Here is a 16,768-nt window from a genome sequence, read left to right as displayed (position 1 = left end):
GGTTCGCGCTTCTCAAATCGTGTTCAAAGCTGTTTCATCAGGACGAGCGACTTGCGCTGCCAGTTGTAAAGGCGCCGGCGGTCTTCGGGAAGATCGTCCACGGTCACCTTCACGAAGCCGCGCTTCAGGAACCAGTGCTCGGTGCGCGTCGTCAGCACGAAGATACGCGTGAGGCCGCGCGCCCGCGCCCGCTGCTCGATGCGCTTGAGCAGGCGTTCGCCGTCGCCCGAACCTTGCGCTTCCGGCGCGACGGTCAGGCACGCCATCTCGCCGATGCGTTCCTGCGTGTACGGATAAAGCGCCGCGCAGCCGAACAGCACGCCATCGTGCTCGATGACGGAGAAGTGGTCGATATCGCGTTCGATCTGGTGACGTCCGCGCCGCACGAGCGTGCCGTCGCTTTCCAGTGGCTCGATCAGCGTGAGAATGCCGCCGACGTCATCCGGCGTCGCTTCGCGCAGGCTTTCGAGGTTCTCGTACGAGATCATCGTGCCGACGCCATCGTGCAGGAACAGTTCGAGCAGCACGCTGCCGTCGAGCGAATACGGAATGATGTGGCCGCGCGCGACGCCGCCGCGGCACGCGCGCACCGTATGCTTCAGATAAAACGCGGTGTCGCCTTGCAGCTCGCCGCTTTCCTGCAGGCGATAGGCGTCGTCGAGCGACAGTTCGCGGATGAGTTCGTTTTCCGAATCGACGAGGCCCGGAATTTCGGTCACGAAGATGATCTTGTCGGCGCGCAGCGCGATGGCGGCGGCGGACGCGACATCTTCCATCGACAGATTGAACGCTTCGCCGGTCGGCGAGAAGCCGAGCGACGACAGCAGCACCAGCTTGTTCGATGCGAGCGACTGGCGGATGGAATCGCCGTCGATCTTGCGCACGACGCCCGTATGCTGGAAATCGACGCCATCCAGGATGCCGACCGGCCGCGCCGTCACGAAGTTGCCCGACACGACGCTGATGTGCGCGTGCGCCATCGGCGTGTTCGGCAAGCCCTGGCTGATCGCGGCCTCGATGTCGAGACGCACTTCGCCGGCGGCTTCCTTCGCGGATTCGAGCGCGCGGGCGTCGGTGATGCGCAGGCCGTGCGAAAACGACGATTCCACCCCGTGAAGGCTCAATTGCTCGTCGAGCTGCGGGCGCGAGCCGTGCACCAGCACGACGTGGATGCCCATTGCGTGCAGCAGGCCGACGTCCTGCACGAGCGCGTTCAGGCGTCCTTCCTGCACCAGCTCGCCGCCGAACGCCACGACGAAGGTCTTGTTCCGGAACGCGTGAATATACGGCGCGACGGAGCGCATCCAGTCGACGAACTGGGCGTGGAGATCGGGCGCTTCGGGCTCGGCTGCCGGCTGCGACGCGGTCATCGTGAGGTCGGTTTGGGAATTCATCCCGGGATTATAATGCGACGCTATGCCGAATGTTTCTCGTCCATCACGTCCCGATCAGGCGGGCAAGTCTCAGTCCGCCGATAAATCCCTCGATCCTCAGGAGCAGTTGCGACAACTGCGTGAAAATCTGCTGCGCGAAGCGCGGGAGGGCGGGGGCGCGTCCGGCGATTCCGGTGAAGCGGGCTTGAGCAAGAAGGAACTCGCCGCGCGGCGGTTCGCGGCGGGCGCGCCTGCTGCGTCGGCGTCGCCGCAGCAGAAAAGCGTCGCGCACGGCAAGGCCGTGGAAGTGACGCGCGGGCAGAGTGGCACTTCGGCTGCGAAACGTCCGCCGCCGCCTCGACAGCCGCAGCCCGCGGAGCCGATCCGCGATCGGGCGAAGCAGAAGCCTGCGCTTGCCGCGAAAACGGATCGCGCTCCGGCGCGCGAGCCGCTCGCCGCATCCGATAAGGCCGCGCCCGCGAAGCGCGATGACACTCGCCACGCGCAAGACGCGCGTCCGCCGCGCGAGAGGCATCGAGCCGAGCGACCGGACGGCGGCGCGCCGACCAAGCCAGCCGACACGCGCAAGCACGACGCCCAACGCGCCCAGCATCGAAACGAACGGCCCGCGCCCGTCGCGCGCCGCGAGCCTGTCGCCCCCGGACGAGCCGCCGAACGCCCGCCCGCACCGCGCGAGCCTCGCGAACCGCGTCCACCACGCGCACCGCGCGTCGTCACACCGAACCCGATTCCGCCGATCGTCTTCCCCGAAGCGCTGCCAGTCTCCGGCCGACGCGAGGAAATCGCACGCGCGATCGCGGCGAATCAGGTCGTCATCGTCAGCGGCGAAACCGGCTCGGGCAAGACCACGCAGCTTCCGAAAATCTGCCTCGCGCTCGGGCGCGGCCTCGGCGCGGGCGGCAGCGGTCTCATCGGTCACACGCAGCCACGGCGGATCGCCGCTTCGGCCACGGGACGGCGCATCGCGGAAGAACTCGGGACGCCGTTCGGCGAAGTCGTCGGCTACAAGGTGCGCTTCACGGACAATCTCGCGCCGGGCGCGTCCGTCAAGCTGATGACCGACGGCATCCTGCTCGCCGAAACGCAGACCGATCCGCTGCTCAACGCGTATGACACGATCATCATCGACGAGGCGCACGAACGCAGCCTCAACATCGACTTTCTGCTCGGCTATCTGAAGGAAATCCTGCCGAAGCGTCCCGATCTGAAGCTGATCGTCACGTCGGCGACCATCGACGCTGAGCGTTTCGCGCGCCATTTCGGCAGCGACGAAAAGCCCGCTCCGGTGATCGAGGTGAGCGGGCGGCTGTATCCGGTGGAAGTGCGCTATCGGCCGATCGAAGAGGAAAGCGAGGCGATCAAGAACGCGCAAGGCACGTTGCCCCGGCGCAACGACCGCAAGACCGACCGCGATCTGATGGAAGCCATCGTCGATGCCGTCGACGAACTGTGCCGCGTCGGCCCCGGCGACGTGCTCGTGTTCCTGCCCGGCGAGCGCGAAATCCGCGACGCCGCCGAGGCGCTTCGCAAACATCATCCGCCGCATACGGAAATCCTGCCCCTCTTCGCGCGCCTTTCCGCGCAGGAGCAGGAGCGCGTGTTCCGGCCGTCGAATGCGCGGCGCATCGTGCTCGCGACCAACGTCGCGGAAACGTCGCTGACGGTGCCGGGCATTCGCTACGTCGTCGATACCGGCATGGCGCGCGTGAAGCGCTATTCGTATCGCAACAAGGTCGAGCAGTTGCAGATCGAGCCGGTGTCGCAGGCGGCGGCGAATCAGCGCGCGGGGCGCTGCGGGCGCGTCGCGGACGGCGTGTGCGTGCGGCTCTACGACGAAGCGGATTTTCAGGCGCGGCCGCGCTTCACCGATCCGGAAATCCTGCGCTCGTCGCTGGCTGCCGTGATTCTGCGCATGAAGTCGCTGCATCTGACGGCGATCGAAACTTTTCCGTTCATCGAGCCGCCGCCGGGCCGCGCGATTGCGGACGGCTATCAGTTGCTGAACGAACTCGGCGCCGTCGATGACGACAACGCGCTCACGCCGCTCGGCCGCGAGCTCGCGCGCCTGCCGCTCGATCCGCGCGTCGGCCGCATGATCCTCGCCGCGCGCGATCATCATGCGCTCGCGGAAGTGCTGATCATCGCGTCGGCATTGTCGGTTCAGGATCCGCGCGACCGGCCGATCGAGGCGCAGGAGCAGGCGGACCAGGCGCACCGGCAGTTCGTCGACGAGCGCTCCGAATTCCTGCAATGGACGCGCATCTGGAAGTGGTTCGAGGAAGCCGTCGCGCACAAGAAGTCGAACAAGCAGCTCGCCGATGCGTGCCGCGCGAATTTTCTGTCGCACCTGCGGTTGCGCGAATGGCGCGACGTGCATTCGCAATTGCTGACGGTCGTGCGCGAGCACGGCTGGCGTCTGAACGAATCGGAAGCGACGTTCGAACAGGTGCATCTGTCGCTCCTGACCGGTCTTCTCGGCAACGTCGGACTGAAAGCCGACGACGAACCGCATTATCTCGGCGCGCGCGGCATCAAGTTCCATCTGTGGCCGGGCTCGGCGCTCCTGAAGAAAGCGGGGCGCTGGGTGATGGCGGGCGAGCTCATCGAAACGAGCCGGCTGTACGCGCGCACGATCGCGAAGATCGAGCCGGAATGGCTGGAAACCGTCGGCGCGCATCTGCTGAAGACGTCGCTTTCCGATGCGCATTGGGAAAAGAAGGCCGCGCAGGTCGTCGCCTACGAGCGCGCGACGCTTTACGGGCTGACCGTCTACGCGCGCCGCCGCGTGAGTTTCGGCAAGCAGGAGCCGAAGTACGCGCGTGAGCTGTTCATCCGCGGCGCGCTCGTCGAAGGCGAATTCGATACGCGCCTGCCGTTCTTCGCGCACAACCGCAAGCTGGTCGCGGACATCGAGCAACTGGAGCACAAGTCGCGTCGCCAGGACGTGCTCGTCGACAATGAACTCATCTACGGCTTCTACGATTCGCTGATTCCCGAAGGCATGTGGACGGGCGCGGCGTTCGAGCGCTGGTATCGCGACGAGCAGAAGAAAGAGGGCAACGAAAAGCTCCTTTTCCTCTCGCGCGACGACCTGATGCGCCACGAAGCCGCCGGCGTCACGACCGACCTGTTCCCGAAGCGCATGACGATGTCGGGCATCGAGATGTCACTTACGTATCACTTCGAGCCGGGCTCGCCGCGCGACGGCGTCACGCTCGCGGTGCCGCTGTACGGGCTGAATCAGGTCGATGCGCGCCGCGTCGAATGGCTCGTTCCCGGCATGGTCAAGGAAAAGGCGCAACTGCTGCTGAAGTCGCTGCCGCAGAAATTGCGCCGTCACGTCGTGCCGTTGCCGGAGTACGCGGCGGGCTTCGCCGGGCGTCATGCGGGGCCGAAATTCGGCGCGGGCGCGCTCGTCGATTCGCTCATCGCCGATATTCGCGAGCAAACGCAATTCGCCGTGAAGAGCGCGGATTTCAAGCTCGAAACGCTGCCCGCGCATTTGTTCATGAACTTCAAGGTGATCGACGAGCACGGCCGCCAACTCGCGATGGGCCGCAATCTCGCGCAGTTGCGCACGGAGCTCGGCGCACAGGCCCAGCAGGTGTTCCAGAAGCTGACGTCGGCGGCGGCTTTCGACGCGCTCTCGGGCGAGTCGGAATCGGCGCCGCAAACGCAACCGGCCGGCGTCGGCACCGCGCTTTACGAGAATCTGACCACCTGGAATTTCGGCAAGCTGCCCGAATTGCTGGAAATCCGCCGTCGCGGGCAGACGCTCTTCGGTTATCCGGCGCTCGTCGATCGCGGCACGCATTGCGACGTCGAAGTGTTCGATTCGCCCGAGGAAGCGGCGCGCATCCATCGCGCGGGATTGCGGCGGCTCTTCGCGCTGCAACTGCGCGAGCCGATTCGCTATCTGGAGAAAAACCTGCCGGGCCTGCGCGAAATGTCGATGCAGTACATGGCGCTCGGCACGTCGGATGAATTGCGCGACCAGATCGTCGAGACGGCGCTCGATCGCGCGTGCCTGCAAGACCCGCTGCCCGACGACGACGCCAGTTTCCACGCTCGCCGCGACGCCGCGAAAGGCCGTCTGACGCTGCTCGCGCAGGAAATCGCGCGGCTCGTCGGCGCGATTCTGGCCGAATATGCGGCGCTCGCGAAAAAGCTGGCGCAGGCAAAGACGTTCACATCGGCGTATGCGGACATGCTGGCGCAACTGGGCGCGCTCATCGGCAAGCGCTTCGTCATCGATACGCCGTATGCGCAGCTCGCGCACTTTCCCCGCTATCTGAAGGGGATCGGCATGCGCATCGACAAGCTCAAGGCCGATCCGGCGCGCGACGCGCGTCTTTTCGCCGATCTGCAGCCGCTCGCGCAGCATTATCAGCGAGCGATTTCGCAGCGCGGCGGCGTCGCGGACGCGCGGCTTTCGGAGTACCGCTGGCTGCTGGAAGAACTGCGCGTTTCGCTGTTCGCGCAGGAATTACGCACGCCGATGCCTGTTTCGGTGAAACGCCTCCACAAGGTCTGGGAATCGATGCAGCGCTAGACCGTGACGGAAAACCTTGCCGGAACGCGCCGTTTCTTGCGCAGGTGCAGCGTACTGCGCAAAAAGCCGCAGCCGGTCAACGCGCCGCGCGAGGCAAACGTTCTACAATGACGCCTGCCTTCCGAAGCCTATTTTCCATGCGCAATATTTTCTGTTCCGGCCGTCTCCGTGCGGCTGCCGCACGCGCGGCGCTTGCTACCGGCGCCGCTTTCCTCGCCACAGCAGCGTTCGCCAACAATGTCATCGTGCTCAACTCGGCGGAAGCCACGCTGAGCCTGATCGACGAAAACACGCATCAGGTCGTCGGCACCGTGCCCACCGGCAAGGAACCGCACCATCTGATGCCGACGCCCGACAGTTCGTCGCTGATCGTCGCGAATTCGGTGTCGAACAATCTGATGTTCGTCGATCCGAAAACCGGCGCGTTCCAGCGCTGGGTGCAGGACATCGAGGACCCGTATCAGCTCGGTTTTTCGCCGGACCGGAAATGGTTCGTGTCCACGGGCTTGCGTCTCGACCGCCTCGACATCTACCATTTCGACGGCAAGAACCTGAGCATCGCGAAGCGCCTGCCGCTCGCGACGATGCCGAGCCACATCGCGTTCACGAACGACAGTTCGACCGCGTTCATCTCGCTGCAGGTGTCCGGTGAAATCGCCGCGATCGACCTGGCGACGCAGACCGTGAAATGGAAGATGAAGGTCGGCAAGGTGCCCGCCGGCGTCTGGCTCACGCCGCAAGACAAGTATCTGCTCGTCGGCATGACGGGTGCGGATTACGTGGCCGTGGTCGACTGGCGCAACCAGAAGATCGTCAAGACCATCACGACGGGCAAGGGCGCGCACAACTTCCGTTCGATGGTCGACGGCAAGCACGTGCTGGTGTCGAATCGCGTGGCGAACACGATCAGCATCATCGACGAGGACACGCTCACCAATGTCGGCGATATCACCGGTCTGCTGCCTGGCCCGGACGATATGGAACTTTCCGCCGACAAGAAGTATCTGTGGGTTACGTTCCGCTTCGCGAAGCACGTCGGCGTGATCGACCTCGCGAATCGTAAGCTGATCGAAACCATCAAGGTCGGCCGCTCGCCGCACGGCATTTATTTCTTCAACCGCGCACCGGTGACGGCGCCCAACGGGGCGTAAGCGGAGCAGCAGAGGGCGCCTGGCGCGCCCTATACTAGGATTGAGGAAAGGCCGGCGCACCGGACGGCCGCAAGCACCACGGAGCACCATGTTTCATTCCATTCTTTCGTCGCTGGACGGTCTCGTTTCCTGGCTGCAGACGCTTCTCTATGTCGATGTCGTGCAGCCGGCGCTGTTCAAGATCGGCCTGATGGACTACGACGAGGACACGTACGACGCGCTCTACTGGGTGATCGTCGGCGTGCTGGAAGTGCTCGCGATGTACGCGATCCTGCGCCCGCTCGAAGCCTTCCGCCCCGCGGAGGAATGGAAGGACCGCAAGGGTGTGCGCGTGGACGTGCTCTACACGTGGATCGTCAAGCTCGGCATCCTCAACCTGTTTTTCTTCTTCACGTTCCAGCCGCTCTTCGATTCGATGCAGAGCTGGCTGCGCATCCATAACGTGCCGAATCTCGAAATCGACAATCTGTGGCCGGGCGTCACGACGCAGCCGCTCGTCACGTTCGTCATTTATCTGCTGATCCTCGATTTCGCGGGCTACTGGTATCACCGTCTGGAGCATCGCTTCGGCATCTGGTGGGAACTGCACGCGGTGCATCACAGCCAGCAGAAAATGTCGCTCTGGACGGACGATCGCAACCATCTGCTCGACGACATTCTGCAGGCCAGCTTTTTCGCCTGTGTCGCGCTCGTGATCGGCGTGGAGCCGTCGCAGTTCGTCGTGCTCGTCGCCATCACGAATTTCATGCAGAGCGTGCAGCACGCAAACATCCGGCTGCACTTCGGCTGGCTCTTCGACCGCATCGTCGTGAGTCCGGCGTTTCATCGGCGTCATCACGCGATCGGCTTCGGTCACGAAGGCACGACCTACGGCTGCAACTTCGGCGTGCTGTTCTCGTTCTGGGACGTCCTGTTCCGCTCGGCATCGTTCGACCGCACCGTCGAGCCGACCGGCATCCGCGACCAGCTCGGCGCGCCGGGCGTGAAGCCGGTTCATTACGGCGACGGTTTCATCGAGCAGCACTGGCTCGCGTTCAGGCGCATCGCCGCGCGCGTTTCCGCGCGTCGCGCGGGCGCGTCCGCTTCGGACAACTCGGCGGCCGTCTGAACGTTCCGCCACGACCAGCGGCCGCTCGCGGCGCTGGTTTATCCTGTCGGTTCCTCTTTCTTCTTCGAATCACGCATGAGTGACCTGCTGCGTTCGTTCGTGCGCGCGCTCGCGAACGTCTTTCATCCGCGCATGCTCTGGCTGACGCTGATGCCTTTCGGCGTCGCCACGGTGCTATGGGGCGCGCTCCTCTGGTTCTTCTGGCAGACGCTGACGGGCGCCGCGAACAGCTGGCTCGACGGCTGGGCGCTTACGTCCGCGATGTACCGCCTCTTCGATACGGTCGGCTTCTCGTCGCTGCACGCGGTGATCGCGCCGTTCCTCGTCGTCATCATGACGGTGCCGCTGATCGTCGTCACGGTGCTGCTGCTGATCGCGACGCTGTCGATGCCAGGCGTCGTCACGCTGCTCACGCGCAAACCGAGAGGGCATTATTCGTCGCTCGAAGAACGGCGCGGCGGCTCGTGGTACGGCAGTCTCGGGCACTCGGTCGTGACTACGCTCGTGTGTCTCGTGTTGCTGGTCGTCACGCTGCCCTTTTGGCTGATCCCGCCGTTCTTCGCGCTGATTCCGCCGCTGCTGTGGGGCTGGCTGACGTATCGCGTGATGACTTACGACGCGCTCGCGCTGCATGCCAGCGCGGAGGAGCGCCGCGTGATCGTGCGCGATGCGCGGTGGCCTTTGCTTGCGATCGGCATCGTGAGCGGCCTTCTGAGTTCCGTGCCGACGATGCTCTGGGCGTGGTCCGTATGGCTCTTGCCGCTTTTCCCGGTCGTCGCGGCCGTGACGATCTGGGCGTATGCGTTCATCCTCGTGTTTTCCGCGCTGTGGTTCGCGCATTACTGTCTGCACGCGCTCGAGCGCCTGCGCGCGAACGAACCGCATTATCCGGCGATCACGGTCGAATCCCGCGACGTTTCACTGTAAGAATAAAGGGGCACTCATGGGCATTGGCGTCATCATCATCGGCGACGAGATCCTGTCCGGCCGACGCACCGACAAGCATCTGCCGAAAATCATCGAACTGCTCAGTGCGCGCGGCCTGTCGCTCGACTGGGCCGAATACGTCGGCGACGATCCCGCGCGCATCACCGCGACGCTCGCGCGAACTTTCGCGTCCGGCGATATCGTTTTCTCGACGGGCGGCATCGGCGCGACGCCGGACGATCACACGCGTCAGTGCGCCGCGCAGGCGCTCGGCGTGCCGCTGGCTTTGCATCCGGAAGCGGCGGAGCTGATCCGCGCGCGCATCCGCGACACGGCGGCGCAGGCGGGCGACAAGCCGGTCGATCTGCAGTCGCCGGAGAATCTGCATCGCCTGAACATGGGCACGTTTCCGCAGGGCGCGGAGATCATTCCGAACAGCTATAACAAGATTCCCGGCTTCACGGTCGGCGATCATCACTTCGTGCCGGGCTTTCCGGTGATGGCGTGGCCGATGATCGAGTGGGTGCTCGACACGAAGTACGCGCATCTTCATCATGCGACGCCGCATGTGGAGCGCTCGCTGCTCGTGTTCGGCCTGCCGGAGTCGCGCATCACGCCGCTGATGGTCACGATCGAGCGCGATTTCGACGGCGTGCGAGCGTTCAGCCTGCCGAGCGTCGGCGACGCGGCGCGTGGGGCGCTTTATGCGCGCTCGCACATCGATCTGGGCGTCAAGGGCGATCCGGAGCAGGCGAGTGCGGCATTCGACGTGCTGCGGAAAGGCGTGATCGCGCTGGGCGGCGAGGTTGTGGAAGTGCCGCCGGAGGAAACGAAGTGACGCTGCTGGAAGTTATCGCGACCACGGTTGCCGATGCGCGCGCGGCGGAACGCGGCGGCGCGAACCGGCTGGAGCTCATCACGGCGATGGGCGAGGGCGGACTGACGCCGAGCATCGGGCTGATCGAAGCGGTGGTCGACGCGGTCGGCATTCCGGTGAACGTGATCGTGCGGCCGCACAGCCGCTCGTTCATCTACGATGCCGACGATTACGCGGTCATCCTCCGCGACGTGCGCGCAGTGGCGAAGACGCGGGCGAATGCGATCGTCGTGGGCATGCTGAACGCGAATGGCGATGTCGACACCGACGGCCTCGCGCGCGTGATCGAAGCGGCGGACGGCTTGCAGCTCACGTTTCATCGCGCGTTCGACGAAGCACGCGATATTTTCGCCGCGTTCGATACGCTGCTGACCTTCGATGCCGTGACTAATGTGTTGACGTCGGGCGGCAAGCCATCGGTGCTGGAAGCGCGGACGACGATTACGAAGCTCGTCGAAAGGGCGACGGGAACGCGCTGCACGGTGCTCGCGGGCGCCGGACTGACCGTCGATGCCGTGCAGCCCTTCGTTGCATCGACGGGTGCGCGCGCGGTGCACTTCGGTTCGGGTGTGCGCGTCGACGGGAAGGGGCTCGCGCCTGTCGATGAAGCGAGAGTCAGGCGCGTGCGGACGTTGCTCGACGCGCCGGACTAAACAACATCAAGCCCCGATCCACGGCAGCTTCCGGAAACACCATCCCGACACCGTTTTCCGATGCCCCTGCCCATCCTTATCGCCTTCGAAGCCTTCCAGCAGGTCATACGCCTGCGCATAGCCCTCCTTCTGCGCCGCGACTGCCGCGAGCTTCGAACGCGCAGCGCTGCGGCACAAAAACACGACAGGCGTATCCGGGGTGGCGACCTGTCGCAATTGTTCGATAAACTCGGCATTCGGCACGGAGCCGGGGTAGCGGATCCACTCGATATGCGCGTACTGCGCGCCATCGATGGCCGGGCGGCCGACCCAGTCCAGCTCGGCGCGCGTGCGAACATCGACGAGGCGCACGCGCGGATCGAGTTGCAGGAGTTCGAACGCCTCGGCGGGCGAGAATGCGCCCGCGTACGTGAGGCTGTTCTCGGCGGCGCGTTTGCCGGCCTGGCTATAGAGTTGTTCGAGCGTGCTCATGGCGTATCGGTCTCCGTTAAGCGCAAAGAATCATTCTAGCGCGCGGCATATGCCGGACAGACCGATGCGCGAAACTGGTGCAAGCCCGATGTGATGCACCGAAAATGTGCTTTGATATTACTGGACAACCGAGTGCGCACCGAACAGGTGCGTATCCGATTTGCAGCGCAACAAGGATCGCTTCAAAACGCGCGCTGCTTCAAGCGCTTAGCGCAAAGATGGTGCGCTTGGCACGGAAGCTGCTTTTCCATCCTCGATTGAATCGATATACAGGATTGGTCGGGGCGGCGAAGCGATTCGCCGACTTTTGTTAATCAGGAGATAGGTAATGAGTAAATCCGTGGCCGACGTCATGCAACTCGTCAAGGACGAGGACGTCAAGTTCGTCGACTTCCGTTTCACCGACACGCGCGGCAAAGAACAACACGTATCCGTGCCGGTCTCGGCATTCGACGAAGACAAATTTGAAAGCGGCCACGCTTTCGACGGTTCGTCCATCGCAGGCTGGAAGGGCATCGAAGCGTCGGACATGCTGCTCGTGCCGGATGCGGATACCGCGTTCATCGACCCGTTCTATGAAGAGTCGACGCTCGTTCTGACCTGCGACGTGGTCGAGCCCGCCGACGGCAAGGGCTACGAGCGCGACCCGCGTTCGCTCGCGCGACGCGCGGAAGCCTATCTCAAGAGCTCGGGCCTGGGCGACACCGCGTTCTTCGGTCCGGAACCGGAATTCTTCATTTTCGACTCGGTGCAGTGGAATACGGACCAGTCGGGCACGTTCGTGAAGATCGGCTCGGAAGAAGCGCCGTGGTCGTCGGCGAAGGAATTCGAAGGCGGCAACACCGGTCACCGTCCGGGCACGAAGGGCGGCTATTTCCCGGTCGCGCCGGTCGATACGTTCCAGGACATCCGCTCGGAAATGTGTCTGCTGCTCGAGCAGATCGGCATTCCGGTCGAAGTGCATCACCACGAAGTGGCGGGCCAGGGCCAGAACGAAATCGGCACCAAGTTCTCGACGCTGGTTCAGCGCGCGGACTGGCTGCAGCAGATGAAGTACATCATCCATAACGTGGCGCACACGTATGGCAAGACGGCGACGTTCATGCCGAAGCCGATCGTCGGCGACAACGGTTCGGGCATGCACGTCCACCAGTCGATCTGGAAAGACGGCCAGAACCTGTTCGCGGGCAACGGCTACGCAGGTCTGTCGGAATTCGCGCTGTTCTACATCGGCGGGATCATCAAGCACGCGCGCGCGCTGAACGCGATCACGAACCCGGGTACGAACTCGTACAAGCGTCTTGTGCCGCACTTCGAAGCGCCCGTGAAGCTGGCTTACTCGGCTCGCAACCGTTCGGCATCGATCCGAATTCCGCACGTGTCCAACCCGAAGGGCCGCCGTATCGAAACGCGCTTCCCGGATCCGCTGGCGAACCCGTACCTGTGCTTCTCCGCGCTGATGATGGCGGGTCTCGACGGCGTGCAGAACAAGATTCATCCGGGCGAAGCCGCGGACAAGAATCTGTACGACCTGCCGCCGGAAGAAGACAAGAAGATCCCGACCGTGTGCGCCGGCCTCGACCAGGCACTCGACGCGCTCGACGCGGATCGCGAGTTCCTGACGCGCGGCGGCGTGTTCACGGATTCGATGCTCGACGCATACATCGAACTGAAGACGAACGAGCTGCAGCGTTATCGTCAGGCGGTGCATCCGATCGAGTTCGAGATGTACTACTCGCTGTAAAGCGACGCACGCCCGCATGATCGAAACGCGTTTCGTGGTGAGCAGTCAGGCGAAGCGCGCGACGCATGCGATGCAGTGAAGAAAAGGGACGGCGCGCCGTCCCTTTTTTAATCGCCGCAATGTCATAGAACGAGAAGAAGATCGGTGTCACGAACGACCTCAACCATTGCACGATGGTGCTAAAGAACCTCATCAAGGCGCGCAAGGGTCACGCCGATGCGCTGACAGACGACTCGCGACTCGCGGGAAGCGGGCTTCTCCCGGGATTCGAAGCGCTGCCCACGAACGTGCTCGTTCTGGACATACGCAATCTCAGGATCGCGTACGCGAACCCTTCGGCCGAAGCGATGCTGGAGATGTCGCGCAAGCAGCTGACGCAGATGAACTGGCCCGAGCTCTTCGCGAACTCGGACGAGCTGGCGACCACGATCGCGTCGATCGCGGAGAACCGCTTCAACGCGACGCGGCTCGATGCGGTGCTCGAACGTCAGAGCCGCGAGCCGGTACATGTGCATGCCATCGTCGGCTATCTCGAAGCGGCGCCCGAATACGTGCTGCTCGAACTCTTCGAGAACGAGCGCCATCTGCGCACCGATCGCGAGGAGCGCATCCACGATCTCACTGCCGTCAACAAGCAACTGATCCGCAATCTCGCGCACGAGATCAAGAATCCGCTCGGCGGAATTCGCGGCGCGGCACAGTTGCTCGAATTCGAGCTCGGCGCGCGCGAACGCGACGAACTGCGCGAGTACACGCAGGTCATCATCAAGGAATCGGATCGGCTGCAGACACTCGTCGATCGCTTGCTTGAGCCGCACCGGCATCCGCATATCGTGGGCGACGTGAACATCCACGAAGTATGCGAGCGCGTGCGGGCCGTGATTCTCGCGGAGTTTCCGCGCGGCCTCACGATCGAGCGCGACTACGACGTGAGCGTGCCCGACTTGCGCGGCGACAAGGAGCAACTGATTCAGGCGCTGCTCAACGTCGTGCGCAACGCGGCCGAAGCGCTGAAGGAGCGCATTTCACAAGGCGATGCGAGGATCGAACTGCGCACGCGCATCGCGCGCAAAGTGACGATCGGCAAGAAGCTGCACAAACTGGCATTGGACTTGCATATCACTGACAACGGTCCCGGCATCCCCAGCGAAATCCGCGACCGGATCTTCTTCCCGCTCGTATCGGGCAGGGAAGACGGCAGCGGTCTTGGTCTCACGCTCGCGCAATCGTTCGTCCATCAGCACGATGGCCTGATCGAAGTCGAGAGCCGGCCGGGCTGCACCGAATTCGCCATCCTGTTGCCGTTTGAGAATTGATCACGATCGACCAGCGACGTCACGCGAAGCACGTGACCCATCAGGCATCGAAGCCTGACCGTTTCGACGGGCTCACACCGAACCATACGAAGACTTCTCGCCGAACGATATGAAGCCGATCTGGATAGTAGACGACGACCAATCCATCCGCTGGGTGCTGGAAAAGGCGCTCGCACGAGAAAACTTCACGACGCGCAGCTTCTCCGGCGTGCGCGATGCGCTCGCCGCGCTCGAAGGAGAAAGCCCGCAAGTGCTCGTCTCCGACATCCGCATGCCGGGCGGCTCGGGGCTTGAGCTGCTGCAGACCGTGCGCGACCGCTTGCCGGGGCTGCCCGTCATCATCATGACGGCGTTCTCGGACCTGGACAGCGCCGTGGCGGCGTTCCAGGGCGGCGCGTTCGAATACCTCGCCAAGCCATTCGATGTCGACAAGGCCGTCGAGCTGATCCGCCGCGCCGTCGACGAAAGCATGCGCGGCGAAGCGGCCGTCGACGAGCGTGTGACGGAGACGCCCGAGATGCTCGGCCAGGCGCCGGCGATGCAGGATATGTTCCGCGCGATCGGCCGTCTGTCGCATTCGGCGGCGACCGTGCTCATCACGGGCGAATCAGGCACCGGAAAGGAGCTTGTCGCGCGCGCTTTGCACCGACATAGCCCACGCGCGAACGGACCGTTCATCGCGCTGAACACGGCGGCGATTCCGAAGGATCTGCTGGAGTCCGAACTGTTCGGCCACGAGCGCGGCGCGTTCACGGGCGCGCAGGCGATGCGCCAGGGGCGCTTCGAGCAGGCCGAGAACGGCACGCTCTTTCTCGATGAAATCGGCGACATGCCGTTCGACCTTCAGACGCGTCTGTTGCGCGTGCTGTCGGATGGGCAGTTCTATCGCGTAGGCGGGCACAATCCGCTGAAGGCGAACGTGCGGGTGATCGCGGCGACGCATCAGAATCTCGATGCGCGCGTGCGGCAGGGCTTGTTCCGCGAGGACTTGTATCACCGCCTGAACGTGATTCGCCTGCGTCTGCCGGCGTTGCGCGAGCGCAGCGAGGATATTCCGCTGCTCGCGCGCCATTTCCTGCAGAAGAGCGCGCGCGATCTGGGCGTCGAGCCCAAGCGCGTGTCGGACGCGGCGCTTGCGTATCTCGCGTCGCTGCCGTTTCCCGGCAACGTGCGTCAACTGGAGAACCTGTGCAACTGGCTCACGGTGATGGCGCCCGCGCAGGTGATTGAGCAGAAGGATCTGCCGCCCGATCTCACGCCGCGCCAGGACTATGCGGCGGAGGCCATCGCCGTTTCGTCCGATGGCGCGGTGGCGCCGGCTCCCGCGGCACAGAACGGCGCGGTGGCATCGGCGCCTTCGGTGGCGGGCGTTGCGGCCAGCGTATGGGAGAACGGCTTGCGGACCGAAGTCGCGCGCCTTTTGCGCGAAAACTCCGCCGACGTGATGGACGAACTCGCGCGCCGTTTCGAAGCCGCGGTGATCCGCGAGGCGCTCGATTTCACGCGCGGGCGCAAGGTCGAGGCGGCGGAGCGGCTGGGCATCGGCCGCAATACGATCACGCGCAAGATTCAGGAACTGCATCTCGACGCGTGAGCGTTGGTTGGGCAGGGATCAGTCGATGGTCGCGATCACGGGCGCGTGGTCCGACGGCTGATCCCACTTGCGCGGCACCTTGTCCACTTCGCACGACGTGCAACGCGCCGCGAGCTGCTCCGACAGCAAAATGTGATCGATGCGCAGCCCCGCGTTGCGGCGGAACGCCATCATCCGGTAATCCCACCACGTGAAGAGCTTCTCGGGCTGCTCGAACTTGCGAAAGGCATCGGTGAGTCCCAGTTCGACGAGCTGCGCGAAGTGTGCGCGCTCCTCTGGCGAGACGAGGTTCTGTCCTTGCCAGGCTTTCGGATCGTGCACGTCGCGGTCTTCCGGTGCGATGTTGTAATCGCCCAGTAGCGCAAGCTGCGGGTGACGCGCCATGTCCTCGCGCAGCCATTCGCGCAGCGCATCGAGCCAGCGCATCTTATAGGCGAATTTCTCGGAGCCGGGCGCCTGGCCGTTCGGGAAGTAGGCGGAGATGATGCGCACGCCGTCGATCGTCGCGGCGATCACGCGCTGCTGCAAGTCTTCGAAACCGGGGATGTTGCGCACGACGCTGATTTCATCCACTTCGAAGCCCGCGTCGGACCTGACCAGAATGCCGACGCCGTTGTAGGTCTTCTGTCCCGCGAACCAGCTTTTGAAGCCGGCGGCTTCGAGCTCGGCACGGGGGAATTTCTCGTCGGGGAGCTTCAGTTCCTGAAGACACAGCACGTCGACTTGTGAAGCGGCGAGCCAGTCGATGACGTGTTGCTGGCGGACCTTGAGGGAGTTGACGTTCCAGGTGGCGATTTTCATGAATGTCGGTGTTATTCGGAGAGCGCGGCCGTGCGCTGAAGTTAGGATTCTAGCGGAGCGTAAGGGGGTGGTTTCGCTGCGCGGGTAGCGTTGGGGAATGGGTTGGATTTCGGGGCTGCTTTCGCCGGATCCCGATATCACGTCGGTCTATTAGCACTGCCCCTCCCCGGGGCGGGGGTC

At 64.0% G+C, this 16,768-nt stretch carries 12 protein-coding genes; 9 read left to right on the top strand and 3 right to left on the bottom strand.

Going from position 1 to position 16,768, the window contains the following annotated elements:
- Positions 1–23: 23 nt before the first annotated feature.
- Positions 24–1,394 carry an amino-acid N-acetyltransferase gene (argA, locus tag PQR08_RS11465; RefSeq protein ID WP_238210284.1) on the bottom strand — a complete coding sequence of 457 codons (1,371 nt, stop codon included), beginning with the start codon at positions 1,392–1,394 and terminating at the stop codon, positions 24–26.
- A 22-nt stretch (positions 1,395–1,416) separates the two neighbouring features.
- On the opposite strand from argA, the gene hrpA reads away from it, so the two are divergent.
- The 6 genes from hrpA (at position 1,417) to PQR08_RS11435 (ending at position 10,662) form a co-directional block, all read left to right on the top strand.
- Positions 1,417–5,946: an ATP-dependent RNA helicase HrpA gene (gene hrpA, locus PQR08_RS11460; protein WP_250483386.1), complete on the top strand. Its 4,530-nt coding sequence runs from the start codon at positions 1,417–1,419 to the stop codon at positions 5,944–5,946.
- 137 nt (positions 5,947–6,083) lie between these two features.
- Complete coding sequence (locus tag PQR08_RS11455; RefSeq protein WP_238210286.1) at positions 6,084–7,097, top strand: YVTN family beta-propeller repeat protein; 1,014 nt, start codon at positions 6,084–6,086, stop codon at positions 7,095–7,097.
- A gap of 88 nt (positions 7,098–7,185) precedes the next feature.
- Positions 7,186–8,205 carry a sterol desaturase family protein gene (locus PQR08_RS11450; RefSeq protein ID WP_250483387.1) on the top strand — a complete coding sequence of 340 codons (1,020 nt, stop codon included), beginning with the start codon at positions 7,186–7,188 and terminating at the stop codon, positions 8,203–8,205.
- Positions 8,206–8,280: 75 nt separating this feature from the next.
- The gene (locus PQR08_RS11445; protein ID WP_187608993.1) at positions 8,281–9,132 is read left to right on the top strand and encodes an EI24 domain-containing protein; all 852 of its coding nucleotides are present in this window, start codon (positions 8,281–8,283) and stop codon (positions 9,130–9,132) included.
- Positions 9,133–9,148: 16 nt separating this feature from the next.
- Positions 9,149–9,970, top strand: a complete 822-nt coding sequence (locus tag PQR08_RS11440; protein ID WP_250483388.1) for a competence/damage-inducible protein A — start codon at positions 9,149–9,151, stop codon at positions 9,968–9,970.
- Positions 9,967–10,662: a copper homeostasis protein CutC gene (locus PQR08_RS11435; protein ID WP_250483389.1), complete on the top strand. Its 696-nt coding sequence runs from the start codon at positions 9,967–9,969 to the stop codon at positions 10,660–10,662. Before PQR08_RS11440 ends, PQR08_RS11435 begins: the two co-directional genes overlap by 4 nt.
- A gap of 6 nt (positions 10,663–10,668) precedes the next feature.
- Here the strand turns inward: PQR08_RS11435 and PQR08_RS11430 are convergent, their stop codons facing one another.
- Positions 10,669–11,133 carry a rhodanese-like domain-containing protein gene (locus PQR08_RS11430; RefSeq protein ID WP_238210291.1) on the bottom strand — a complete coding sequence of 155 codons (465 nt, stop codon included), beginning with the start codon at positions 11,131–11,133 and terminating at the stop codon, positions 10,669–10,671.
- 328 nt (positions 11,134–11,461) lie between these two features.
- Here PQR08_RS11430 and glnA point away from each other — a divergent pair, with 328 nt between their 5' ends.
- The 3 genes from glnA (at position 11,462) to ntrC (ending at position 15,787) form a co-directional block, all read left to right on the top strand.
- Entirely contained in the window at positions 11,462–12,877 is a 1,416-nt protein-coding gene (glnA, locus tag PQR08_RS11425) for a type I glutamate--ammonia ligase (RefSeq protein WP_061119874.1), read from the top strand.
- Positions 12,878–13,050: 173 nt separating this feature from the next.
- The gene (gene glnL / locus PQR08_RS11420; RefSeq protein ID WP_035506455.1) at positions 13,051–14,193 is read left to right on the top strand and encodes a nitrogen regulation protein NR(II); all 1,143 of its coding nucleotides are present in this window, start codon (positions 13,051–13,053) and stop codon (positions 14,191–14,193) included.
- 109 nt (positions 14,194–14,302) lie between these two features.
- A complete protein-coding gene (gene ntrC, locus PQR08_RS11415) occupies positions 14,303–15,787 on the top strand; it encodes a nitrogen regulation protein NR(I) (protein WP_187608997.1) in 1,485 nt (494 codons plus the stop codon).
- An 18-nt stretch (positions 15,788–15,805) separates the two neighbouring features.
- On the opposite strand, the gene xth is transcribed toward ntrC, so the two are convergent.
- Positions 15,806–16,588, bottom strand: coding sequence for an exodeoxyribonuclease III (xth, locus tag PQR08_RS11410; RefSeq protein WP_250483390.1), 783 nt, complete (start codon positions 16,586–16,588; stop codon positions 15,806–15,808).
- Positions 16,589–16,768 lie beyond the last annotated feature (180 nt).

Origin of the sequence: Caballeronia jiangsuensis (assembly GCF_046030135.1) — a bacterium.
Taxonomy (GTDB): domain Bacteria; phylum Pseudomonadota; class Gammaproteobacteria; order Burkholderiales; family Burkholderiaceae; genus Caballeronia; species Caballeronia jiangsuensis.
Note: the sequence above shows the minus strand (reverse complement) of the source record. Positions and strands in the feature narration are given on the sequence as shown.

Coding starts and splice junctions, on each gene's coding strand:
- argA (WP_238210284.1), bottom strand. CDS start 1,394: ATGAATTCCCAAACCGACCTCACGATGACCGCGTCGCAGCCGGCAGCC.
- hrpA (WP_250483386.1), top strand. CDS start 1,417: ATGCCGAATGTTTCTCGTCCATCACGTCCCGATCAGGCGGGCAAGTCT.
- PQR08_RS11455 (WP_238210286.1), top strand. CDS start 6,084: ATGCGCAATATTTTCTGTTCCGGCCGTCTCCGTGCGGCTGCCGCACGC.
- PQR08_RS11450 (WP_250483387.1), top strand. CDS start 7,186: ATGTTTCATTCCATTCTTTCGTCGCTGGACGGTCTCGTTTCCTGGCTG.
- PQR08_RS11445 (WP_187608993.1), top strand. CDS start 8,281: ATGAGTGACCTGCTGCGTTCGTTCGTGCGCGCGCTCGCGAACGTCTTT.
- PQR08_RS11440 (WP_250483388.1), top strand. CDS start 9,149: ATGGGCATTGGCGTCATCATCATCGGCGACGAGATCCTGTCCGGCCGA.
- PQR08_RS11430 (WP_238210291.1), bottom strand. CDS start 11,133: ATGAGCACGCTCGAACAACTCTATAGCCAGGCCGGCAAACGCGCCGCC.
- glnA (WP_061119874.1), top strand. CDS start 11,462: ATGAGTAAATCCGTGGCCGACGTCATGCAACTCGTCAAGGACGAGGAC.
- glnL (WP_035506455.1), top strand. CDS start 13,051: ATGGTGCTAAAGAACCTCATCAAGGCGCGCAAGGGTCACGCCGATGCG.
- ntrC (WP_187608997.1), top strand. CDS start 14,303: ATGAAGCCGATCTGGATAGTAGACGACGACCAATCCATCCGCTGGGTG.
- xth (WP_250483390.1), bottom strand. CDS start 16,588: ATGAAAATCGCCACCTGGAACGTCAACTCCCTCAAGGTCCGCCAGCAA.